Origin of the sequence: Streptosporangium sp. NPDC006930 (genome assembly GCF_040635605.1) — a bacterium.
Taxonomy (GTDB): domain Bacteria; phylum Actinomycetota; class Actinomycetes; order Streptosporangiales; family Streptosporangiaceae; genus Streptosporangium.
In genome coordinates this window covers 1-22451 of record NZ_JBEYID010000006.1, presented here as the reverse complement: position 1 = coordinate 22451, position 22451 = coordinate 1, and the positions used below count along the sequence as shown (strand labels likewise).

The 22451-nt window shown below is 70.0% G+C and carries 21 protein-coding genes; 12 read left to right on the top strand and 9 right to left on the bottom strand.

The window, feature by feature from the left end; all coding sequences use genetic code 11:
* The first annotated feature begins 5 nt into the window (after positions 1 to 5).
* Positions 6 to 680 (top strand): FadR/GntR family transcriptional regulator, encoded by a 675-nt coding sequence (locus ABZ664_RS12645; protein WP_362507388.1) that lies wholly within the window; start codon positions 6 to 8, stop codon positions 678 to 680.
* 159 nt (positions 681 to 839) lie between these two features.
* On the opposite strand, the gene ABZ664_RS12640 is transcribed toward ABZ664_RS12645, so the two are convergent.
* The 5 genes from ABZ664_RS12640 to ABZ664_RS12620 form a co-directional block, all read right to left on the bottom strand.
* Positions 840 to 2024 carry an RNA polymerase sigma factor gene (locus tag ABZ664_RS12640; protein ID WP_362507385.1) on the bottom strand — a complete coding sequence of 395 codons (1185 nt, stop codon included), beginning with the start codon at positions 2022 to 2024 and terminating at the stop codon, positions 840 to 842.
* 41 nt (positions 2025 to 2065) lie between these two features.
* Positions 2066 to 2422, bottom strand: a complete 357-nt coding sequence (locus ABZ664_RS12635) for a YciI family protein (RefSeq protein WP_362507382.1) — start codon at positions 2420 to 2422, stop codon at positions 2066 to 2068.
* A 118-nt stretch (positions 2423 to 2540) separates the two neighbouring features.
* A complete protein-coding gene (locus ABZ664_RS12630) occupies positions 2541 to 3476 on the bottom strand; it encodes an aldo/keto reductase (protein WP_362507379.1) in 936 nt (311 codons plus the stop codon).
* A 42-nt stretch (positions 3477 to 3518) separates the two neighbouring features.
* The gene (locus ABZ664_RS12625; RefSeq protein WP_362507376.1) at positions 3519 to 4265 is read right to left on the bottom strand and encodes an SDR family oxidoreductase; all 747 of its coding nucleotides are present in this window, start codon (positions 4263 to 4265) and stop codon (positions 3519 to 3521) included.
* Positions 4266 to 4292: 27 nt separating this feature from the next.
* Positions 4293 to 5138, bottom strand: a complete 846-nt coding sequence (locus ABZ664_RS12620; protein ID WP_362507373.1) for a fumarylacetoacetate hydrolase family protein — start codon at positions 5136 to 5138, stop codon at positions 4293 to 4295.
* 161 nt (positions 5139 to 5299) lie between these two features.
* Here ABZ664_RS12620 and ABZ664_RS12615 point away from each other — a divergent pair, with 161 nt between their 5' ends.
* The 3 genes from ABZ664_RS12615 (at position 5300) to ABZ664_RS12605 (ending at position 9856) form a co-directional block, all read left to right on the top strand.
* Positions 5300 to 7627, top strand: coding sequence for a glycoside hydrolase family 95 protein (locus ABZ664_RS12615; protein ID WP_362507370.1), 2328 nt, complete (start codon positions 5300 to 5302; stop codon positions 7625 to 7627).
* 268 nt (positions 7628 to 7895) lie between these two features.
* A complete protein-coding gene (locus tag ABZ664_RS12610) occupies positions 7896 to 9101 on the top strand; it encodes a cytochrome P450 (RefSeq protein ID WP_362507367.1) in 1206 nt (401 codons plus the stop codon).
* A gap of 314 nt (positions 9102 to 9415) precedes the next feature.
* Entirely contained in the window at positions 9416 to 9856 is a 441-nt protein-coding gene (locus ABZ664_RS12605; protein WP_362507364.1) for a DNA-binding protein, read from the top strand.
* Positions 9857 to 9936: 80 nt separating this feature from the next.
* On the opposite strand, the gene ABZ664_RS12600 is transcribed toward ABZ664_RS12605, so the two are convergent.
* Both ABZ664_RS12600 and ABZ664_RS12595 read right to left on the bottom strand, forming a co-directional pair.
* Positions 9937 to 11118 carry a macrolide family glycosyltransferase gene (locus ABZ664_RS12600; protein ID WP_362507361.1) on the bottom strand — a complete coding sequence of 394 codons (1182 nt, stop codon included), beginning with the start codon at positions 11116 to 11118 and terminating at the stop codon, positions 9937 to 9939.
* Between the two features lie 376 nt (positions 11119 to 11494).
* A complete protein-coding gene (locus ABZ664_RS12595; protein ID WP_362507358.1) occupies positions 11495 to 12523 on the bottom strand; it encodes a GDP-mannose 4,6-dehydratase in 1029 nt (342 codons plus the stop codon).
* Between the two features lie 296 nt (positions 12524 to 12819).
* On the opposite strand from ABZ664_RS12595, the gene ABZ664_RS12590 reads away from it, so the two are divergent.
* The 5 genes from ABZ664_RS12590 to ABZ664_RS12570 all read left to right on the top strand — a co-directional run bounded on the left by ABZ664_RS12590 (position 12820) and on the right by ABZ664_RS12570 (position 19259).
* Complete coding sequence (locus ABZ664_RS12590) at positions 12820 to 14064, top strand: glycosyltransferase family 4 protein (protein WP_362507356.1); 1245 nt, start codon at positions 12820 to 12822, stop codon at positions 14062 to 14064.
* A gap of 66 nt (positions 14065 to 14130) precedes the next feature.
* Positions 14131 to 14844, top strand: a complete 714-nt coding sequence (locus ABZ664_RS12585) for a methyltransferase domain-containing protein (protein ID WP_362507354.1) — start codon at positions 14131 to 14133, stop codon at positions 14842 to 14844.
* A 17-nt stretch (positions 14845 to 14861) separates the two neighbouring features.
* On the top strand, positions 14862 to 15914 hold the full coding sequence (locus ABZ664_RS12580) for a prenyltransferase (RefSeq protein WP_362507351.1): 1053 nt from the start codon (positions 14862 to 14864) through the stop codon (positions 15912 to 15914).
* 77 nt (positions 15915 to 15991) lie between these two features.
* Positions 15992 to 18106 (top strand): CRTAC1 family protein, encoded by a 2115-nt coding sequence (locus ABZ664_RS12575; protein ID WP_362507348.1) that lies wholly within the window; start codon positions 15992 to 15994, stop codon positions 18104 to 18106.
* 136 nt (positions 18107 to 18242) lie between these two features.
* On the top strand, positions 18243 to 19259 hold the full coding sequence (locus ABZ664_RS12570) for an enediyne biosynthesis protein UnbU (protein ID WP_362507345.1): 1017 nt from the start codon (positions 18243 to 18245) through the stop codon (positions 19257 to 19259).
* Here ABZ664_RS12570 and ABZ664_RS12565 read toward each other — a convergent pair.
* The gene (locus ABZ664_RS12565; RefSeq protein WP_362507342.1) at positions 19195 to 19842 is read right to left on the bottom strand and encodes a class I SAM-dependent methyltransferase; all 648 of its coding nucleotides are present in this window, start codon (positions 19840 to 19842) and stop codon (positions 19195 to 19197) included. The genes ABZ664_RS12570 and ABZ664_RS12565 overlap by 65 nt on opposite strands.
* Positions 19843 to 19918: 76 nt before the next feature.
* Between ABZ664_RS12565 and ABZ664_RS12560 the strand changes: the two genes are divergently transcribed.
* From ABZ664_RS12560 to ABZ664_RS12550, 3 genes are read left to right on the top strand one after another with little or no spacing between them, the layout of a single operon-like run.
* On the top strand, positions 19919 to 20383 hold the full coding sequence (locus ABZ664_RS12560) for a pyridoxamine 5'-phosphate oxidase family protein (RefSeq protein WP_362507339.1): 465 nt from the start codon (positions 19919 to 19921) through the stop codon (positions 20381 to 20383).
* 9 nt (positions 20384 to 20392) lie between these two features.
* Entirely contained in the window at positions 20393 to 20587 is a 195-nt protein-coding gene (locus ABZ664_RS12555) for a ferredoxin (RefSeq protein ID WP_362507336.1), read from the top strand.
* 11 nt (positions 20588 to 20598) lie between these two features.
* The gene (locus ABZ664_RS12550; protein ID WP_362507333.1) at positions 20599 to 21684 is read left to right on the top strand and encodes a Zn-dependent alcohol dehydrogenase; all 1086 of its coding nucleotides are present in this window, start codon (positions 20599 to 20601) and stop codon (positions 21682 to 21684) included.
* Positions 21685 to 21791: 107 nt separating this feature from the next.
* Here the strand turns inward: ABZ664_RS12550 and ABZ664_RS12545 are convergent.
* Positions 21792 to 22451 (bottom strand): Gfo/Idh/MocA family oxidoreductase (locus ABZ664_RS12545; RefSeq protein ID WP_362507330.1); only part of this gene is annotated, 660 nt, incomplete at its 5' end.

Sequence of the window (22451 nt, the reverse complement as noted above, 5' to 3'; positions counted from 1 at the left end):
GCGGAGTGGCGGTCACCGACGCCGCTATCGACAAGATCAAAGAGATGATCCTGTCTGGCGATCTCGCCCCGGGCAGCAAACTGCCCAAGGAGTCCGACCTCGCCGATCGGCTCGGCCTGTCACGCAACTCCCTGCGCGAGGCCGTCAGGGCCCTGGCCCTGATCAAGGTGCTGGACGTGCGCCAGGGCGACGGCACGTACGTGACCAGCCTGGAGCCCAGGCTCCTGCTCGACGCGATGTCGTTCGTGGTCGACTTCCACCAGGACGACACCGTGCTGCAGTTCTTCCAGGTGCGGCGGATCCTGGAGCCCGCGGCGACCGCGATGGCCGCGGAGCACATGTCCGAGTCCGACGTCACCGAGCTGCGCAAGATCCTCGACGGGCTGCCTCCCAATCCGAGCGTCGAGCAGATGGTGTCCAACGACCTGGAGTTCCACCAGCGCATCGCGGCGGGCTCCGGCAACACGGTGCTGTGCTCCCTCATCGAGAGTCTCTCCGGCCCCACCACCAAGGCCAGGATCTGGCGGGGCCTCACCCAGGAGAACGCCCAGGAGAAAACCCTGGAGCAGCACGCCGCGATCTGCGACGCCATCGCCACCCGCCAGCCGGAGGTGGCGCGGGCCTGGGCCACGGTCCACATCGCCGGGGTCGAGGAGTGGCTCCGCAAGACCCTCACCTGACGATCCCCGCGGCCGTCTCGCGCGCTTCGGTGGCCCCCCATCGCACCGGTACAGGTTGACCGGGACAGGCAGAGCAGGCGAAGCACGACAAACGCCTGACTCGGACAGGCACGAACCTGGACAAGCACAAACCTGGACGAGCACGAACAGGCGCCGGACTCAGGCGAGTGCCTCGCGGCTGCGCCGCAGGAAATCGCGCTCGGTCTCGTTGTGGGTGAGGGCGATCGCCGCTTCGTAGGCCCGCGCCGCCTCGGTGGTGCGGCCCAGACGCCTGAGCAGGTCGGCGCGGACGGCGTGGAACGGGTGGTAGTCATCAAGGTCGAGGCCCTCGACCAGGGTGAGCGCCGCCTGCGGCCCGTCGACCTCGGCCACCGCGACGGCGCGGTTGAGTGCCACGACCGGGTTGGGGACGAGAGCCAGAAGCCGGTCGTACAGCGCCAGGATCTGCCACCAGTCGGTGAGGGCCGCGGTCGGCGCGTCGCTGTGCACGGCGTTGATCGCGGCCTGGATCTGGTACGGGCCCGGCCGGTCGCGCCGCAGGCAGCGGCGGACGATGGCCTGGCCCTCGGTGATCAGGTCGCGATCCCACCGGCTCCGGTCCTGGTCCGCCAGCAGCACCAGGTCGCCGTCCGGCGTGGTGCGGGCGGCCCGGCGGGACTCGACGAGCAGCATGAGCCCGAGCAGCCCCATGACCTCGGGTTCGTCGGGCATGAGCTCGGCCAGGAGCCTTCCCAGCCGGACGGCCTCCGCGCAGAGCTCCTCGCGCACCAGCCGCTCGCCCGAGCTCGCCGTGTGCCCCTCGTTGAAGATGAGGTAGATCACGGCCAGGACGGACCTGAGCCGGTCCGGGAGATCGGCCTCGGCCGGGACCCGGTACGGGATCCCCGCGTCGCGGATCTTGTTCTTCGCCCGGACGATCCGCTGGGCCATGGTCGCCTCGGGAACCAGGAAGGACCGGGCGATCTCGGCGGTGGTGAGCCCGCCCAGGAGCCGCAGCGTCAGCGCGACCCTGGCGTTGGCCGAGAGCGCGGGATGACAGCAGGTGAAGATCAGACGGAGCCGGTCGTCGCGCACCGCGCCCTCCTCCAATGGCTCGTCGCCGGCGTACAGCAGGGCCGCCTGGGCATGGCGGTCCTGGCGGGTCGTCTCCCGCCGGAACCGGTCGATCGCCCTGTTGCGGGCGGTCGTGATGATCCACCCCGCCGGGTTCGGCGGCAGGCCGGTGGAGGGCCACAGCCGTACCGCCACGGTGAAGGCGTCCTGGACCGCCTCCTCGGCGAGGTCGATGTCACCGAGGAGGCGGACCAGGACCGCGACCGCGCGCCCGTACTCCGCACGGAACACACGGTCGATCTTCGAGGCGGGAACGCCCTCCATCCTGGACGTCAGCCGCCCGCCCCACCCTGGAACGGCCGCACCTCGACGGGGAGAAGGCCGATCGCCAGGGCGAGCCTGCGTCCCCATTCGAGCGCCTCGTCGAGGTCCGGCGCCCTGATGATCGTGAACCCGCCGAGGTGTTCCTTGCCCTCGGTGTACGGGCCGTCGGTCATGAGCGTGTCACCGTCCTTGACGCGGATCACGGTCGCCGTGTCCGGGGGGTGCAGTCCGGCGGAGAAGACCCAGACGCCGGCGGCCCGCATCTCCTCTTCCAGTGCGCCCAGGTTCCGTACGATCGGTTCCATCACGTCGGGCGCGGGAACGTCTCCGTCGGGCTGATAGATGCTGAGCAGATACTGTTTCATCGCGCCTCCTGGATCGGTGCGGCACCATGGCCGCCTTCCTACCCTTCACACGAACGGCGTCCGACGAAATCGACACCGGGCGCGACGGTCCCGCGAAATTCAACGGAGACCGGGCGGCTCAGGAGATGAGACCTTCGGCGGCGAGGTCGGTCCAGAGGGCTTCGGGGACGGGGGCGGCGGCCAGTTCCGCGTTGCGGGTGACCTCGGCGGCGGAGCGGACGCCGATCACGACGCTCGCGACGGCCGGGTGGCGCAGAGGGAAGGCGAGGGCCGCCTGGGGGAGGGTGACGTCATGACGTTCGCAGACGGCGGCGATGCGGCGGGCCCGCTCCAGGAGCGGTCCGGGGGCGGGGGCGTAGTCGTAGGTGCCCGACGGGTCGTGGGTGGCGAGCAGTCCGCTGTTGAAGACCCCGGCGGCGAGCACCGAGACGCCGCGCTCGACGCACAGGGGCAGCAGCTCCTCCTCCCCCGACTGGTCGAGGAGGGTGTAGCGCCCGGCGAGCATGACCGTGTCGACGCCGGTCTCGCGGACGAACGCGGCGAGCATCCCCGTCTGGTTCATGCCGACCCCGACGGCCTTCACGACGCCCTGGTCACGTAGTTCGGCGAGGGCCGGGTACGCCTCGGAGACCGCCTGCTCCCAGTGGTCGTCCGGGTCGTGGATCAGGGCGATGTCGACCGCGTCGAGGCCGAGTCGCTCCAGGCTCTCCTCCAGCGACCGCAGGATCCCGTCGCGGGAGAAGTCCCACACCCGGCGCATGTCCCCGGGGACGTCGAAGCCCTGGTCGTCCCGGCCGAAGGGGCCTTCGCCGACAGCCGGCACGATCAGACGTCCGACCTTGGTGGACAGGGTGTAGGAGTCGCGGGGCCTTTCCGCCAGGGCGGCGCCGAGCCGTCGTTCCGACAGGCCGAGCCCGTAGTGGGGCGCGGTGTCGAACAGGCGGACCCCCGCCTCGTAGGCCGCGTCCACCGCCGCGCGCGCCACGTCCTCACCGACCTCCGAGAACAGGTTCCCGATCGGGGCCGCACCGAAGCCGTACCTGCTAACCCGCACCGCCTGCTCCGTTCCGTTTCTGCGATCCAGCCGGGATCCCGGTCACGACTTCGGCCGGAGCCTGAGCCCCTGCATCCCGCCGTCCACGGCCAGGATCGTGCCGGTGGTGGCCGCCGCGAGCGGGCTCGCGAGGTAGGCGATCGCCGCGGCGACCTCCGGAGCGCTCACCAGGCGGCCCATCGGCTGGCGGGCCTCCAGCGCCGCCCGCTCGGCCTCCGGGTCCTGCGCCGCATCCAGCAGGCGCTGCACCCAGGGGGTGTCGGCGGTGCCCGGGTTGACGCAGTTGACCCGGATGCCCTCGCGCACGTGGTCGGCCGCCATCGCCAGCGTCAACGACTGGATCGCCCCCTTGGAGGCGCTGTAGAGCGCCCGCTGGGGAAGTCCCGCCGTCGCCGCGATCGAGCAGGTGTTGACGATCACGGCGTGCTCCGAGCGGCGCAGGTGCGGCAGGCTCGCCCGGGTGACCCGGACGATGCCCAGGACGTTGACGTCCATGACCCTGGCCCACTCCTCGTAGGGGTTGTCCTCGATCGTCCCGGCGGCGCCGATCCCGGCGTTGTTCACCAGGATGTCCAGGCCACCGAGTCGTTCGACGGCCTCGGCGACGGCCGCACGGACCGCCTCCTCGTCGGTGACGTCGGCCCTCACCTCGACGAACGGGCCACCGGAGGCGTTGATGTCGAGGGAGGCCACCCTCGCCCCCCGTTCGGCCAGCAGGGTGGCGGTGGCCAGCCCGATGCCGGATCCGCCGCCGGTGACCAGGGCGCGCATGCCGTCGAACTCACCCATCGAGAGACCTCCGTACCGTTTCGTCGCTCACGCCTGTCCCATGGTCTGCCGCTGGCGCCCGAGTCCGTCGACCTCCAGCTCCACGACCTGTCCCGCGCGCAGGTACGGCGTGCCGGGCAGGCCGAGCGCGACGCCCGCCGGGGTGCCGGTGTTGATCAGGTCACCGGGTTCGAGGACCATGAACCGGCTGAGGTAGCGGATCACCTCCGCCACGGTGAAGATCATGTTCTTGGTGTCGCCGTTCTGGAACCGCTCCCCGTCCACCCACAGGCGCAGCCCCAGGGCCTGCGGGTCGGGGATCTCGTCGGGGGTGACCAGCCAGGGACCGAGCGGGTTGAAGGTCTCGCAGGACTTGCCCTTGTCCCACTGGCCGCCGCGCTCCAGCTGGAACTCGCGCTCGGAGACGTCGTTGGAGATGGCGTAGCCCGCGACCTTGGACAGCGCCTCCTCGTGCGTCTCGACGTAGCGGGCCGTCTCGCCGATGACGACGGCCAGCTCGACCTCCCAGTCGGTCTTCACACTGTCCCTGGGGATGAGCACCTCGTCGTTGGGCCCGACGATCGTGTTGGGCGCCTTCATGAAGACGATCGGCTCGGCCGGGGTGGCGGCGTTCGTCTCCGTCGCGTGGTCGATGTAGTTGAGGCCGATGCACACGATCTTCCCGGGCCGCGCGATCGGGGCGCCGATCCGCAGTCCTTCGGCGTCCAGCACGGGAAGCTCGTCCCGCTCCAGCGCCTCGCGGACCCGAGCCACGCCCCCCGAAGCGAAGAAAGCCCCGTCGATCTCGGCTTCCGAGATTGCACGGAGGTTACCGGCCTCGTCCAGAATGGCCGGTCGCTCCTGGCCCACCGGTCCCACTCGCAGTAGCTTCACGCCGCGTCCTTTATCGATACATCGGATGTCTTGTCTCGTGATGTTGAACGACACCGAACCTCGATGTCAACCCCTCACAGATCGAAACGTCTCCTCCACCATCGAGAGGTAACCGCAGATGGAAGGGTTCGAACATGACGTCCTCGGATACACCCGATGACTTGACGCTCTGGTACGACAGGCCGGCCGCCGACTGGGAGACCCAGGCGTTACCGATCGGTAACGGCGCGCTGGGTGCCATGGTGTTCGGCGGCGTCGGCCGCGAGCGGATCCAGTTCAACGAGAAGTCACTGTGGACCGGCGGCCCCGGGGCGAACGGCTACGACTTCGGCAACTGGGCCTCCCCCAGGCCGAACGCGATCGCCGAGGTCAGGGCACGGATCGACCGCGACGGCGCGATGTCCCCCGAGGCGGTGGCGGCCAGGCTCGGGCAACCCAGGAGCGGCTTCGGCGCCTACCAGACCTTCGGGGACCTCTGGCTGGACATGCACGGCGGCCCCGGGATCCCCCCGGACACCGAGACGCCCGAGGACACCGTCACCGGTTATCGCAGGGAGTTGGACCTGCGTGAGGCGGTCGCCAGGGTCGGCTACACCGCGAGCGGGGTGACCCACTCCCGCGAGTACTTCGCCAGCCACCCCGGCGACGTCGTCGTCGGCCGGCTCTCCGCCGACAGGGGCGGCGAGGTCTTCTTCACGCTGCGTACCTCCTCGCCCCGCGACGACAGGGACGACAGACAGGTCTCGGTCTCCGAGGGTCGCCTCACCGTCAGGGGCGTACTCGCCGACAACGGCATGAGGTTCGAGGCGCAGGTACAGGTGGTCACGCGGGGCGGCACCCGCGTCGACGGCGTCGACGAGATCACCGTCACGGGCGCGGACAGCGCGGTGTTCGTCCTGTCGGCGGGCACCGACTACTCCGACGTCCACCCCGCCTACCGGAGCGCCGACCCGCACGCCAGGGTGACCGGGGCGGTCGACGAGGCCTCCCGCAGATCGTACGAGGAGCTCAGGGCCGAGCACCGGGCCGACCACCGCAGGCTGTTCGACCGGGTCGGGCTCGACCTCGGGCAGAGGACCCCGGCCGTCCCGACCGACAGGTTGCGCGCGGCCTACACCGGCGGCACCTCGGCCGACGACCGGGCGCTGGAGGCGATGTTCTTCGCCTACGGCCGCTACCTGCTGATCGCCTCCTCCAGGGCAGGGGCGCTCCCGGCGAACCTGCAGGGCGTGTGGAACGACTCCACCGATCCCCCCTGGGCGGCCGACTACCACGTCAACATCAACCTGCAGATGAACTACTGGCTCGCCGAGCAGACCAACCTCGCCGAGACGACCGAGCCGTACGACCGCTACATCCGGTCGCTGGTCGCCCCCGGCGCGAGGACCGCGCGGGAGATGTTCGGGGCGCGCGGCTGGGTGGTGCACAACGAGACCAACCCGTTCGGCTTCACCGGCGTGCACGACTGGGCCACCGCGTTCTGGTTCCCCGAGGCGGCGGCGTGGCTCACCCTGCGGATGTACGACCACTACCGTTTCTGCGGCGACATCGACTACCTGCGCGAGACCGCGTACCCGGTGATGAAGGGCGCGGCCGAGTTCTGGCTGGACACCCTCCACGCCGACCCGCGTGACGGCGGGCTGGTGGTCTCCCCCGGCTACTCTCCTGAGCAGGGCGACTTCACGGCGGGCGCCTCGATGTCCCAGCAGATCGTCTTTCAACTGCTGACCGACACCCTGGAGGCGGCGAGGACGCTCGGGGCCGACACGGCCTTCCAGGCCGAGGTGACGGCCGCGCTGGCCATGCTCGACCCGGGGATCCGGATCGGGTCCTGGGGACAGCTCCAGGAGTGGAAGGAGGACCTCGACGATCCGGGTAACACCCATCGGCACGTCTCCCACCTGTTCGCGCTGCATCCCGGACGGCAGATCATCGCCGGCACCCCGGAGGCCGAGGCGGCCAGGATCTCGCTCACCGCGCGGGGCGACGGCGGCACCGGCTGGAGCAAGGCGTGGAAGATCAATTTCTGGGCTCGCCTGCTGGACGGCGACCATGCGCACAGGATGCTCGGCGAGCAGCTCAGGGGCTCCACTCTGGACAACCTGTGGGACACCCACCCGCCGTTCCAGATCGACGGCAACCTCGGCGCCACCTCCGGCATGGCCGAGATGCTGCTGCAGAGCGTGCACGGCACGATCCACGTACTGCCCGCGCTGCCGTCCGCCTGGCCCACCGGTTCGGTCACCGGCCTGCGCGCCCGGGGCGACGTGACCGTGGACGTCTCGTGGAGGGACGGCGACGCCGACAGGGTCACCGTGCACGCCGGGAAATCCGGTCCCCTCAGGGTCCGCGCCGCCATGATCGATGGCCGCCACCACGTCGAGGACGAGCGCGGCGGGATCGTCACCCCGCGTCGCGACGGTGACGTCGTCACCGTCGACGCCGAAGCCGGCGGGTCCTACACGATCGTCAAGCTCGCCGCCCCCTGATCGCGGTCGCCGTACGGGCCCCGACTTGACGGGGCCCCCTTACCGTAATAGAACACGTTCCAGAAAGAAGAATCGCCGAGCGCCCGCTCAGGCACTCGGTAACTCGGCGTGCCCGGAGCGAAAGGCGGGAGCTCCAAAAAGTCCCGCGATCGCCACGTTCGCGATGGATTCTCGGCGAACGCGTGAGGGTACGCCGCTGACCGCACCCCCGAAATCGCGCCGATATGAACCGTGTCACGAAAGCGCCGACCGGTTCGCAGGAGGACCATTGGATATCGATCTGGTCGACCAGGATTTCTACTGGCAGAACGGCGCGCCTTACGAACAGCTGGCCTGGCTGCGGGCGAACGCGCCGGTCTACGCGCACCCCGGCGACGCCGAGCGAGGCTGGCCGGGCTTCTGGGCGGTCACCAAGCACACCGACGTGGTGCACGTCTCCCGCCGCTCCGACCTGTTCTCGTCGAGCAGGAAGCTCGCGCTCTTCAACGAGATCCCCGAGGACCAGAGGGCCCTCCAGCGGCTGATGATGCTCAACCAGGACCCACCGGAGCACACCCGGCGGCGCTCCCTGGTCAACCGGGGCTTCACCCCGCGCATGATGAACGCCCTGGAGGGGCACATCCGCGACATCTGCCACGAACTGGTGGACGAGGCCAAGGGGCGCGGCTCGGTCGACTTCGTCAGGGACATCGCCGCCCCGCTCCCGCTGTACGTGATCTGCGAGCTGCTCGGCGCCCCCGTCGCGGATCGCGACAAGATCTTCAACTGGTCCAACCAGATGATCGGGGCCGAGGACCCCGACTACGCGGCCGACCCCGAAGAGGGCACGAACGCGGCGATGGAGGTCTACGCCTACGCCAACACCCTCGCCGCCGAGCGACGCGCCCAGCCCCGCGAGGACATCGTCACCAAGCTGATCATGCCCGACGCCGCCGGGGAGACCCTCACCGAGGAGGAGTTCGACCTGTTCGTGCTGCTGCTCGTGGTGGCGGGCAACGAGACCACCCGCAACGCCGCCTCGGGCGGCATGCTCGCCTTCTTCGAGAACCCCGAGCAGTGGCGGCGCCTCGTCGCCGACCGCTCCCTCGCCCGCACCGCGGCCGACGAGATCGTCCGCTGGGTCGCCCCGGTGAACCTCTTCCGCCGTACGGCCACCGCCGACACGATGATCGGCGGGCAGGAGGTGAAGGAGGACGACAAGGTCGTGATCTTCTACAGCTCCGCCAACCGGGACGAGGAGGTGTTCGCCGACCCCGGCGTCTTCGACATCGGCCGCGACCCCAACCCGCACATCGGCTTCGGCGGCGGCGGCGCGCACTTCTGCCTGGGCAACCATCTCGCCAAGCTGGAGCTGCGGGTCCTGTTCGAGGTGCTGGCCGAGCGGCTGCCCAACCTGGAGCAGGCGGGCGAGGCCCGTCGCCTGCGGTCCAACTTCATCAACGGCATCAAGGACCTGCCGGTCACCGTCGGCTGAGGTCGGGCGACACCGGACACGACATGGGAGGGGCACCCTCCCATGTCGGAGGCACCGGAGAATCCGGCTCACACCAGTGACTCACGGTGGTGCCACCGATGCATCCGACTCGCGGTGGGGCCACTAAAAACCGGGCGAATCTCCCCGTGTCCCACCGTTTCCCAGCGCGTCCTCCTGTGTCTACCGCCCATGTCTCCCGTGCGCCTTTCCGCACCGGTCGACGGGTCACCGTAGCGGCGTCACCCCCATCCTTTAAACATTCTGTTGAATTCAAATTGTTGACAACAGGCTGTGCACTGGATCATCCTGGTCGCATGCCCGCTCATCACGACGGATCATCCGACCCCTTCACCGCTCCCGATCCGGCCCTGACCCGGACGCACCGCGAGTACGCCTCCCTCTCGCGCATCGCCGAGCGCCACGCGACCGACGAATCCCAGCGCCTTCGGCAGGTCCACCCCACGGTCCTCGGAGCCCACGAGGCCGTCAGGCTCGTTACGTTCCTGCTGAGCGGCAGCGCCCACCGCGAGGAGGGCGAGCCGGAGGTGGACCACGCCGACATCACCGCCGCCCTCACCCTTCTGCCCAGGGCCCGCGCGGAGATGGACGAGCTTGAGGCCTCGCTCCTCCTCATGGCGCGGGGCCGCGGCCTCACCTGGCAGGAGATCGCGTTCGGTCTCGGCCTCGCCACCCCTCAGGCGGCCAAGCAACGCCACGAACGCCTCGCGGACCGCACCGCCGCTCCGCCGGCCTGAGGGGCTACGCGTCAAACCCCGCGTGCCGCTCAACCGCGACGCGGCGGGAGAATCCCCGGCCCTTCAGGCCGAGGAGGAGGTCAAAGCATTTCCTCTATCAGGTCGGCCGCGCGGACGGTGCCGCCCTCGCCCCGGACCTCGTTCCTGAGCTTCGCCAGCCGAGCCGCCACCTCCGGGTCGGAGGTGAGGTCGAGCAGGGCGGCGCGCAACGCCTCCGGGGTGGCGTCCTCGGTGTCGATCCGGCGGCCGACCCCGAGTTCCACGAGCCTGTCGGCGTTGCCGAACTGGTCGGCGGCCTGCGGGACGGCGATCATCGGGACGCCGCAGTACAGGCCCTCCTGGCTGCCGCCCATGCCCGCGTGGGTGACGAACGCGTCGGCCCGCTCCAGGATCGAGAGCTGCGAGACCCAGGAGTGCACCTCGACGTTGGCGGGGATCGCACCGAGTTCCGCCCGGTCCACGAACCTCCCGACCTGCAGGACGACGTGCCAGCCGGGCAGGTCCCCGAAAGCGGCCAGGCAGGAGCGGTAGAAGTCCGGCAGGTTGGTGAAGGCCGAACCCAGGGAGACGAGCAGCACCTTCTCCGCCTCCTCGGGCCGGACCCAGGGCTCCTGGTGGGCACGGGTGGCGAAGCAGGGCCCGGTGAAGGTGATCCTGGCGGGGTCGACCCGGTCGGCGTTGGGCTGCATGACCTTCGGGATGAGCGCGAGCGCCCGTGGCGGACGGCCCCCGAAGTCGTGGGAGTCGGTGTCGCGGATGCCGTTGTCGTGCAGCCACTCGTCGAACCGCCGGTAGTGCTCGGCCCCGCCCGGAGCCTTCTTCAGCTCCTCGACCATCGGCGCCATCTCCTCCCGGTAGCCCTCCCAGGCCACGTAGGTCGGCGAGAGCTGCATCAGGGGGATGTCCCAGTTCTCCGCGAGCACCCGGGCGGTGTAGCCACCGATGTCGTAGAGGAACAGGTCGGGCCGGTCGTTGTCGTACGCGGCGCGGAGCTGCGGCAGCATCGAGATCGCGTCGCCGAGGAAGACGTCGAGCTGCGCGACCGTGTCCTCCGGCCACTCGGCGCTGTCTCCCATGGGCAGGGTCGAGGTGTACGGGACGAGTTCGGCCCCGGCACCGGTGATCACGTCGGCGAAGGAGGGGTCGTTGGCGTAGGTCACCCGGTGCCCCCGCGCCACCAGCTCCCTGATCACTGCGATGCTCGGGTTCACGTGGCCCGGCGCGGGGATGCTGACCATCGCGATGTGCGCGCGTCGGGGCATGGTTTCTCCTCTGTTGGAATTCTGCCGGGATGCCGTCGGGGGGTCCGTCGAGACCTTTGGCGTGGGATCGGTGGAATCGCCATATGCGACGAGACGTATCGTCTCGCTTATGACACAGCATTCCCCCTGTCGCACACGCTGTCAAGACGAGACGCTACGACTCGTCTATTGAATGCCCGGACCGACTCAGGACCGGGAGGCCGGAAAGAGTCACCGGCCCCCGGCAAGGCCGGCTCGGGATCGTTCGGACCGCTCGGGGTGAGGCTCGGACCGCTCGGACCTCGCGGGGAAGTGCGTTCGGACCGCCCAGGGGTGAGGATCGGGGCAGTTCGGACCGATCAGGGAGGTGCGTTCGGACCGCCGAGAGAGGTGAAGGTCAGGGCCAGGAGGAGTCCTGGTCGGGGTCGCCGCCCTCGGAGAGCAGCTTGATGTCCGACTCGACCATCATCGCCACGAGTTCCTCGAAGCCGACCGTGGGCTCCCAGCCGAGCTGGACGCGGGCCTTCTTCGGGTCCGCGCACAGCAGGTCGACCTCGGCCGGGCGGTGCAGGGTCTGGTCGGTGACGACGTACCGCTCCCAGTCGAGCCCGGCGGCGGTGAAGGCCGCCTGCACGAGGTCGCGGACGGTCTGGGTGCGGCCGGTGCCGATCACATAGTCCTCGGGCGTGTCCGCCTGGAGCATCAGGTGCATCGCGCGGACGTAGTCTCCGGCGAATCCCCAGTCGCGGCGCGCCTCCATGTTGCCCAGGCGCAGCTCGGAGGCGAGGCCGAGTTTGATCCTGGCCACGCCGAGCGACACCTTCCTGGTGACGAACTCGGCCCCCCTGCGCGGGGACTCGTGGTTGAACAGGATCCCCGACACCGCGTACATGCCGTACGACTCGCGGTAGTTCTGCGTCAGGAAGTGCCCGTACGCCTTGGCCACACCGTACGGCGAGCGGGGGTGGAAGGGGGTGATCTCGGTCTGCGGGGTCTCGCGGACCTGGCCGAACATCTCCGAGGAGGACGCCTGATAGAAGCGGATCTGGCCCGATCCCGCCGCCGTGCGCGAGGAGGAGATGCCCGAGCAGACCCGGATCGCCTCAAGCATGCGCAGCACGCCCATGCCGGTCACCTCGGCGGTGAGTTCGGCCTGCTCCCACGACATGGGGACGAACGAGATCGCGCCCAGGTTGTAGACCTCGTCGGGCTGGACCTTCTCGACAACGGAGATCAGCGAACCCTGGTCAAGCAGGTCTCCCCGGACGAGCTGGACGTCCTGCAGGAGCTTGCGGAAACGTGGGACCCGGGGGTTGGCCTGCCCGCGGACAAGACCGGAGACCTCGTAGCCCTGACCGAGCAGGCACTCTGCCAGATAGGAACCGTCCTGCCCGGTGATACCGGTGATCAGCGCGCGCCTGGCCAACGCGTCCTCCTCGCTTGCGGGGGCGGCAACCTATGCCGGGTCTTGTGCCGTTTGATGGCGAATGTACCCGCAGAGCACCCGGCAGGCACCATCCCCCTGAGGCACAACACACCTAGAACGCGTTACACCGAATCACGCTCGATAAGGCTAACTTCCCAGTTCGCACGCCGTGAAGCGCGATCTAGGGACAATTCCACATCAGGTACAACAGGGTTCGTGAATGGTAGGGTCCGAGGACAAAGGTCATCTTTCACGGTACCTGTCCCCTTTTCGGACAGGTTGAGAAGGGGGTTGCCGTGCCGGGTGCTGAATCACTGCGGGTCGCGCTGCTGTCGTACCGCAGCAAACCGACCTGCGGTGGGCAGGGCGTCTACCTGCGTCATCTCAGTCGCGAGCTGGTCGCACTCGGGCACAGTGTGGAGGTCTTCTCCGGCCAGCCCTACCCGGAGCTCGACGAGGGCGTCGTCCTCACCAAGATCCCCAGCCTTGACCTGTACCGCGACGAGGACCCCTTTCGCACCCCCGGGCTGAGCGAGTACCGCGACTGGATCGACCTGCTCGAAGTCGGCACCATGTGGACCGCCGGGTTCCCCGAGCCGCTCACCTTCAGCCTGCGGGCGTACCGCGAGCTGAAGAAGCGCGTCGGCGACTTCGACGTCGTGCAGGACAACCAGACCCTCGGCTACGGCGTGCTCGGCATCCAGAAGCTGTTCCCCGTGGTCGGGACCATCCACCACCCGATCAGCGTGGACCGGCGCATCGAGATCAAGGCCGCGACGCTGCGCAAGAAGCTCCCGATGCGGCGCTGGTACGGCTTCGTGCGGATGCAGGCCAAGGTCGCGCCCCGGCTCAGCCCGATCCTCACCGTGAGCGAGTCGTCCCTCGCCGACATCCACCGCGACTTCAACGTGCCGCAGAAGAACATGCGGCTCATCCCGCTGGGCGTCGACACCCGCTACTTCCACCCGCGCCCGGAGATTCCCAAGCGACCCGGGTCCATCGTCGCGGTCGCGAGCGCCGACTCCCCGATGAAGGGCGTCGCGACCCTGCTGAGAGCCGTGGCGAAGCTCGCCACCGAACGCGACGTCAACCTGACCGTGGTGAGCAGGCCCACCCCCGGCGGCCCGACCGAGAAGCTCGTCGGCGAGCTGGCGCTGCAGGACCGGGTCAAATTCGTGCACGGCATCTCCGACGCCGAGCTGGGCGAGCTGATCGCCACCTCGGAGATCTCGGTCGTCCCCTCCCTGTACGAGGGCTTCTCGCTGCCGGCCGTCGAGCACATGGCCTGCGGCACCCCGCTCGTCGCGAGCCGCACCGGGGCGCTGCCCGAGGTCGTCGGCGACGCCGCCATACAGGTGGCCCCCGGCGACCCCGAGGAGCTCGCCGCGGTGCTGCGCCGCCTGCACGACTCCCCCGAGGAGCGTGCCGCGGTCGGCAAGAAGGGCTACGACCGGGTCATGGAGCGCTTCACCTGGAACGTCGTCGCCCAACGGACCGTGGAGGCCTACCACGAGGCCATCCAGGCCCGCCGGGCGAAGTGAGCGACACCCTGAAACAACCGAAGTGAGCGACACCCTGAAACGACCACCTCTCACAAGGAGCGGCGAGTGCTGACTGTCGACTTCGACCGGTTGCCCGTGGGTCCGGGGACCCGAGTCCTGGACCTGGGCTGTGGCGGCGGACGGCACGCCTTCGAAGTGCTGCGGCGCGGCGCCGACGTGGTGGCCTTCGACATGGACGCCAAGGAGCTGGAGGACGTGGCGAGCATGTTCTCCGCGATGGACAAGGCCGGGGAGGTGCCGCCGGGGGCGACGGCGGAGACCGTGACCGGCGACGCGCTCGACATGCCGTTCGAGGACGGCGGCTTCGACCGGGTGATCGCCGCGGAGGTGCTGGAGCACATCCCCGACGACATGGCCGCGATGCGCGAGATCTTCCGGGTGCTCAAGCCGGGCGGCCAGGCGGCCGTCACCGTGCCGAGCTTCCTGCCCGAACGCATCTGCTGGGCACTCGACGAGGCGTACCACACCGCTCCCGGCGGGCACGTCCGCATCTACACGCTCGCCGAGCTGAGCGCGAAGCTCAAGTCGACGGGCTTCGTCATCGGCCCGCACCACCACGCCCACGGCCTGCACGCGCCCTACTGGTGGATCAAGTGCGCGGTCGGCGTCGACAACAACGACCACCCGCTGGCCAAGGCGTACCACGAGCTGCTGGTCTGGGACATCATGAAGCGCCCCGCCGCCACCAGGATCGCCGAGGCCGTGCTCAACCCGCTCATCGGCAAAAGCGTGGTGCTCTACGTCCGCAAGCCCGCGTGACCTCCGAAGGAGAGGCAGTGAGCGGCTGCATGGAGTGGGAAGAGGTCGTCCGCACCGCCCGGAGCATCGCGGCGGTGCAGGAGGCCGACGGCGGCGTCCCGTGGCCCGAGGGACACGTGGACGCCTGGAACCACATCGAGTGCCTGATGGCGATGAGCGTGGCGGGGCTGACCGGCCCGGTCCGCCGAGGGTACGACTGGCTCGTCCGCACACAGCGGGCCGACGGTTCCTGGCCGATGAAACTCGTCGGCGGCGAGGCCGTCGAGCAGGGCGGGGAGTCCAACCACGCCGCGTACGTCGCGGTCGGCGTCTGGCACGAACTCCTGGTGACCGGAGACGAGGACTTCGCCCGGCGGATGTGGCCGGTCGTCCGGACGGCGCTGGACTTCGTGGTCGGCCTGCAGACCACCCGAGGTGAGATCGTCTGGGAGCGCGCGGCCGACGGCAGGCCCGCCGCGTACGCCCTGCTGACCGGTTGCGCCTCCATCCACCAGAGTCTGCGCTGCGGTGTGCTGCTCGGCGAGCACCTGGGTGACCCACAGCCCGACTGGGAGCTCGCCGCCGACCAGCTCGGCCACGTGCTGGCCGCCCACCCCGAGGCGTTCGCCGACAAGAGCCGCTTCTCGATGGACTGGTACTACCCGATCCTGGGCGGCGCGGTGCGCGGCCAGGCCGCGGAGACACGGCTCGCCGAGGAGTGGGACACGTTCGTGGAGGCGAGTCTCGGCATCCGCTGCGTCTCCGACCAGCCGTGGGTGACCGGCGCGGAGACGTGCGAGCTGGTGCTCGCCCTCGACGCCCTGGGCGACCGGGGACGGGCGCTGCGGCTCTTCTCCGACATGCAGCACCTGCGGCACGAGGACGGCTCGTACTGGACCGGCTGGCAGTTCGTGAACGGCAAGCACTTCCCGCACGAGCGCTCGGCCTACACCGCGGCCGCGGTCGTGCTCGCCGCCGACGCGCTGGACGGGCACACCCCCGCCTCGGGCATCTTCCGCGACGCGGGCGGGTACGTGACCGACCGTCCCACCGCCGCGTGCGGCTGCAGCCACGCCCGCTCCAGGAGCTGAACCCCCGGCGGTTTCTTTGCACGGAACCAGAAACGCGGTGCTTGAAGGGCTGAATGCGGCTCACTACGTTCGGGTCCGTGACTCGGAGGGGCGGTGGGGTTCGCAGATGCGCGGCGGGATTCCTCGCCCTGGTGTCCGCGACCGCCGGGTGGAGGCTGACCGCCCTGCCGGACACCTCGGCGGTGGAGGCGTCCGCCACCTTCTCCTTCCATGCGAGACCGCTGAGCCCTCCCTCGCGGGCCGGTGACCGTCTCCTGCGGCCGGTCGCGCCGGGGTACGCGCGCCTCGGAAGCCCGGCGTCGTCGCTGGGCGCCGGGGTGGCCCTGTTCGACGTGGACGGCGGAGTCGTCGCCGACGACCTGTGCCTGGTCGATCCCCGCCGCGACACGGTGACCGTGAGGCCCGCGCCGGGGACCTCGCGCCGTTACCGGCCGTTCACGCTGGTCCCCCCCGAGCGCGGACGGCACGAGGCACCGACGGGATGCCTGCCCGCCGATCTCGACCAGGACGGCTGGGAGGACCTGATCGTCTACTACTGGGGCCGCTCCCCCTCCCTGTTCCTGCGCGTCCCCGGCGAGCCCCCGTCCGGTGCGGCCTTCCGCCACCGTTCGCTCACCGCCGAGCCGGAGATCTGGAACACCAGCGCCGCCACGGCCGGAGACTTCGACGGGGACGGCCGTCTCGACCTCGTCTTCGGCAACTACTTCCCCGACGGCGTCAGGGTGCTGGGCGGCGACAGCGGCGACCAGGCCGACCGCGACGACAGCGACGACAGCGACGACCAAGGCGACAGCGACGACGCCGTGATGCCCGACTCGCCGTCCGCCGCGGCCAACGGGGGCGGCGACCGGCTCTACCGGGCGACGGGACCCGCGCTGTTCACCGAGGCGAAGGGGGTGTTCGACGAGGTCGCGGGCGAGGGCCGGGGCTGGACCCTCGCGCTGGGCACCCAGGACCTGGACGGCGACGGACGGCCCGAACTGTACGTGGCCAACGACTTCGGTCCCGACCACCTGCTGGTCAACGAGTCTGCGCCCGGCAGGGTCCGGTTCACCGAGGCGAGGGGCACCCGACACCTGGCCACTCCCTCCTCGCGGGTCCTCGGCCGCGACTCCTTCCGGGGGATGGGGGTGGCCTTCACCGACCTCAACGCCGACGGCAGGCCGGACATCCTGGTGAGCAACCTCAGCGGGGACCCCGCGCCGCGCGAGGGCGACTTCGCCTTCGTGTCACGGCGAGGAGGGCTCCACGAGGGTCACGCGCCGTACGACGACCTCGGCGAGGAACTGGGACTGAGCCGCAGCGGCTGGTCCTGGGACGTCAAGGCCGCCGATTTCGACAACGACGGCATCGACGAGATCATGCACGCGACCGGGTTCGCCAGGGGTGAGGTCGACCGGTGGGCGCGGCTGCGGGAGGCGGAGTCGGCCAACGACCTGTTCCTCTCCCGCCCTTCGCTGTGGCCGGATCTGAAGGTCGGGGACGACCTGTCGGGACGCGAGACCAACACCTTCTTCATCAGGGGACCGGACGGCCGCTACGTGGACGTGGCGCGGCGAGCCGGGGTCGACGGCGCCGGCGGGGACGGCGGGGACGGTGAGGGTGCGGTCAGCCGGGCCTTCGCCGTGGGCGACGTCGACGACGACGGGCGGCTGGACTTCGCGGTCGCCAACCAGTGGTCCGCGTCGGTGCTCTACAGCAACCACGGGCCGACGGCCCCGTTCGTGGGCCTGCGGCTCCGCCTCCCCGCCGGTGCCTGCGGCATGGCCGGTATGGCCGGAGCGGCACACCCAGAGGGGCGGCCGCGGCCCGGACACGTGCGGCCCGGGCAAGAGACGCTCGGCGAGGCGCGAGCCCGAGTGCCATCCCAACCGGAACATCCCGGACAGGCATGGGCCGGAGCGGCACACCCCGGGCCGACGCGGCCCGCCATCGGCGCCGTCGCCACGGTGCGCCTGCCCGGCGGGGTCACGCGTAGCAGGCAGCTCTACCCCGCCAACGGCCACAACGGCGTCTCCGCACCCGAGTTGCTCTTCGGCCTCGGCGACGACCTGCCGGACCCCGTCGTCCCCGTCGAGATCTCCTGGAGAAACGCCTGCGGCGGCACACGGACCACGTCCGTGTCCCTGGAGCCCGGCTGGCATCAGATCCTGCTCGCCGACGACCGCGCCTCGGAGATCCGGCGGCCATGAACGCCGACCCGAGGCGAGAGCCGGCATCGAATCCCGACGGCCACGCCTCGAAAATCCGGCCATGAACGCCACCCGAAGGCGAGAGCCGACATCAGATCCTGCTCGCCGACGGCCACGCCTCGGAGATCCGGCGGCCATGAACGCCGACCCGAGGCGAGAGAGGGCGTTCCGGCGGCTGGCGGCGTCCCTCACCCTGATCACTGTGCTCGGGCACACCGTGCTCGGGTTCGAACAGTCCTGCCTGGCACCGGTGGTCGGCGTGCTCACCGGCGTGACCGCCGAACTCGTGCTGGAGACGGTGGAGGCGTGGTCGTGGCGACGCCCGCCCCGCTATCTCGGCGTGCCCCGCGCCCGGGTCGTCGGCCTCCTCCTGCCGTCCTACGTGTGCGGCCTGCTCTGCGCGATGCTGCTGTACGGCAACGGGCACCTGATGCCGATCGCACTCGCCGTCCTCATCGGCGTTGGCGGCACGTACGTCTTCCGCATGAAGGCACCGGACGTCTCCCGCGTGAAAGCATCGGAGACCCCGGAGCAGGGGCGAAGGGCCGAGGACGTGCCGGGGAGCCCGTTCCTGAACCCGGCGGCCTTCGGGATCGTCGCCGTGCTGCTGTTGTTCCCGTGGGTCGGCCTCGCTCCGGCGTACCAGTTCACCGCGTGGGTCTCGGGGCCGTTCGACCTGGTCGTGCCACTCGCCGTACTCGCCTGGGGCACGGCGGTGAACGCCAGGCTCGCGGGGAGGCTGCCGCTGCTCGTGGGCTGGACGGGCGGTTTCGCCCTGCAGGCGCTGGTCAGGGGCGCGCTGACCGACGTGTCGACGGTGAGCGCGCTGCTGCCGATGACCGGGACGGCCTTCGCCCTCTACGCCGGATACGTGATCGTCGAGCCGGGCACCTCCCCCGCCAGGCCGCGTGAGCAGGTCGTGTTCGGCCTCGCCACGGCGACGGTCTACGGGCTGCTGCTCCAGTTTCATGTCGTCTCCGGGCTGTTCTTCGCCCTGGTGATCGTCGGCGCGGGCCGGGGTCTGCACGCGGCCCTACCGCCCCACCTCCGCCGCACGCTCGCGGCACGCCTCCACGCGACGCTTTCCGTCAGCCGATGCCGGATCCGACCCGTTCGAGCACCCGCAGCGAGCCCTCCTGCCGGACCTCCCTGAACGCACCGGAGGCGAGGGCCCGCTGGTGGACGCGGTACGGAGCCTGCCCGCCCTGGGCCGGGTCGGGGTAGATGTCGTGAAAGACCAGGGCGCCGCCCGGCATGACGTGCGGGGCCCACCCCTCGTAGTCCTTGGTCACCGGATCCTCGGAGTGGCCGCCGTCGATGAAGAGCATCGCGAGCGGTGTGTTCCACAGCGCGGCGACGCGCTCGGAGCTGCCGACGATCGCGACGACCTCGTCCTCCAGCCCCGCGGAGGCGATGGTGGTGCGGAAGGTGGGCAGCGAGTCCATCTTGCCGAAGCGGAGGTCCATCAGCGTGGGGTCGTGGTGGGCCCAGCCCGGCTGGATCTCCTCGGAACCCCGGTGGTGGTCCACGGTGAAGACGACGGACCCCGCCTGCCGGGCCCCCGCCCCGAGGTAGACGGCGGACTTCCCGCAGTAGCTGCCGATCTCGCAGATCGGACCCCGCGGGCCGTACTCGGCGGCGGTCTCGAACAGCGCGACTCCTTCCTCGGGTGGCATGAAACCCTTGGCGCGCTGGGCGACGTACAGCAGGTCGGCCGGCATGGTGGCGATGCTCATCGCAGCAGACTACCGAGACCGAACAACATTCCGACCGCCCTTGCCCGACCTTGTGGAACATGTTCTACTTTGCACCGTGAACCAGCGCGCCCGCATCGTGATGACCGACGACGAGGTGACGGCTTTCATCGCCGAGTCTCGGAAGCTGCAACTCGGCACGATCAACCCCGACGGAACACCGCACATGGTGACCATGTTCTACGGGCTGGCCGAGGGCAAGATCTCGTTCTGGACCTACGGCAAGGCGCAGAAGACGCTCAACATCCAGCGCGACGCCCGGGTGAGCTGCCTGATCGAGGCCGGAGACGAATACTCCGACCTGCGCGGTGTCCTCGTCTACGGGGTGGCGCGCAGGATCGACGACCTTGAGGGCGTCCTCGGCATCGGCATGGACGTGACCAGACGGATGGCCGGGATGCCCGACGTTGAGGAGTCACTCACCGAGTACGTGGCCTACACCGGCCGTAAAAGGGTCGCCTTCGTGGTCGAGCCGAGTCGAGTGATCTCCTGGGATCACCGTAAGCTCGCCATTCCCGGTTAGGAGGCCCGTATGAAAATCAAAGTCGACTATCTGGTCTGTGAGGCCAATGCGATCTGCATGGGACTCGCCCCGGAGGTCTTCGAGCTCGACGACGACGACCAGCTGCACGTGCTGCTGCCTGAGCCGCCGCCGGAGATGCTGGACCGCGTCCGGCACGCGGTCCGGTCCTGTCCCAAAGCCGCACTCTCCCTTGAGGAGAACTAGGAGGACCCCCCATGCGTGGTGCGCTTCTGCATGCCGTCGGCGACGACAAGCTCGACATCCGCGATGACCTCACCCTCGCGCCGATGGGCCCGACGGATGTCCGCGTCAAGATCAGGGCCACCGGCGTCTGCCATTCGGACCTGTCGGTGATCAGCGGCGTGCTGCCCATGCCGTTGCCGGTCGTCCCCGGCCACGAGGGGGCGGGAGAGGTCGTCGAGGTCGGTGACCACGTGACCTCGGTACAACCCGGCGACCACGTCATCGTCAACTGGACCCCGGCCTGCGGCAGCTGTGCGAACTGCCTGGTGAACCAGCCTTTCCTGTGCATGACGTACGTGATGGACAGCTTCGTCAACGCCCGCTTCCGTTACGGCGGCGACACCCCGGCGTTCGGCATGGCCGGGTGCGGCACCTGGTCCGAGGAGATCGTCGTGCCCTGGCAGGGGGCGATCAAGGTCGATTCCGACGTGCCGTTCGAGGCCGCGGCCCTGATCGGCTGCGGGATCACCACCGGCGTCGGCGCGGCGCTGAACACGGCCAAGGTGAGGGCGGGCTCGACCGTCGCCGTGGTCGGCGCGGGCGGTATCGGCCTGTCGGTGATCCAGGGCGCCCGCATCTCCGGCGCCACCACGATCCTCGCGATCGACCCCCTGGAGTCCAAGCACGCCCTCGCCAAGAAGGTCGGCGCGACCCACGCCATCACACCCGACCAGCTCATGGACGCGGTCGGCACGCTCACCGGCGGCGCCGGGTTCGACTACGGTTTCGAGGCCGTCGGCAAGTCCGCCGCCATCATGACGGCCTGGCAGGCGACCCGCCGGGGTGGCGACACGATCGTGGTGGGCGCGGGCGCGATGGACGACAACGTCCCGCTGAGCGCCTTCAACCTGCTGTTCGAGGGCAAGAACATCCTCAGCTCGCTGTACGGCGGCTCGGACGTCCGGCGCGACTTCCCGTTCTTCGCCGGGCTCTACAAGGCGGGCAAGCTCGACCTGGAGAGCATGATCAGCTCCCGCATCAGGCTGGCCGACCTCAACGACGCCGTGGCGGCGCTCAGGGGCGGCGAGGTCCTGCGCCAGATCGTCGTCCTGGACTGAGAACCGTCGTCGGCCGCGTGACGGGCGTGCGAACTCGGTTCGCGCGCCCGTCACGCGGGTGACGGGGCCCGCTCACCGGGTGTGCACCCGATGGGTGGCAGGCTCCGTCATACCTCCTCGATCGCCGTCATCCGGCTCTGGTCGGCGGCGCTGCGCTCGACCGCGGCCAGCACGCGCTGGACGTTCAACCCGTCGTCGAACGACGGAGCCGGGGCGACACCGGAGGTGATCGCCTCGACGAAGTCCTTCACCTCGTGGGTGAAGGTGTGCTCATACCCCAGGCCGTGGCCCGGGGGCCACCACGCTCCCGCGTACGGGTGCCCGGCCTCGGTGACCAGCACCCGGCGGAAACCCGCCTCCTCGGCCGGCAACGCGTGATCGTGGAACCACAGCTCGTTCATCGCCTCGAAATCGAACGCCAAACTCGCCGCGGAACCGTTCACCTCGATCCGCAACGCGTTCTTACGCCCGGTCGCGAACCGGCTGGCCTCGAACGACGCCAGCGCGCCACCACTGAGACGGCCGATGAACAACGCCGCGTCGTCAACGTCGACGTCACCCATCTCCACGCCGTCCCCGCTCTCACTCGCGGCGCCGGTGCTCTCGGCCGACAGGCCGGCCGAGGCCTCGGCCAGCGGCCGCTGGGTGACGAACGTCTCGGTCAGCCCTGACACCTGCGTCAAATGCTGCCCGGTGATGAACTGCGCGGTATCGATGATGTGCGCGCCGATGTCACCCAACGCCCCTGAGCCGGCCAGCTCCTTGCG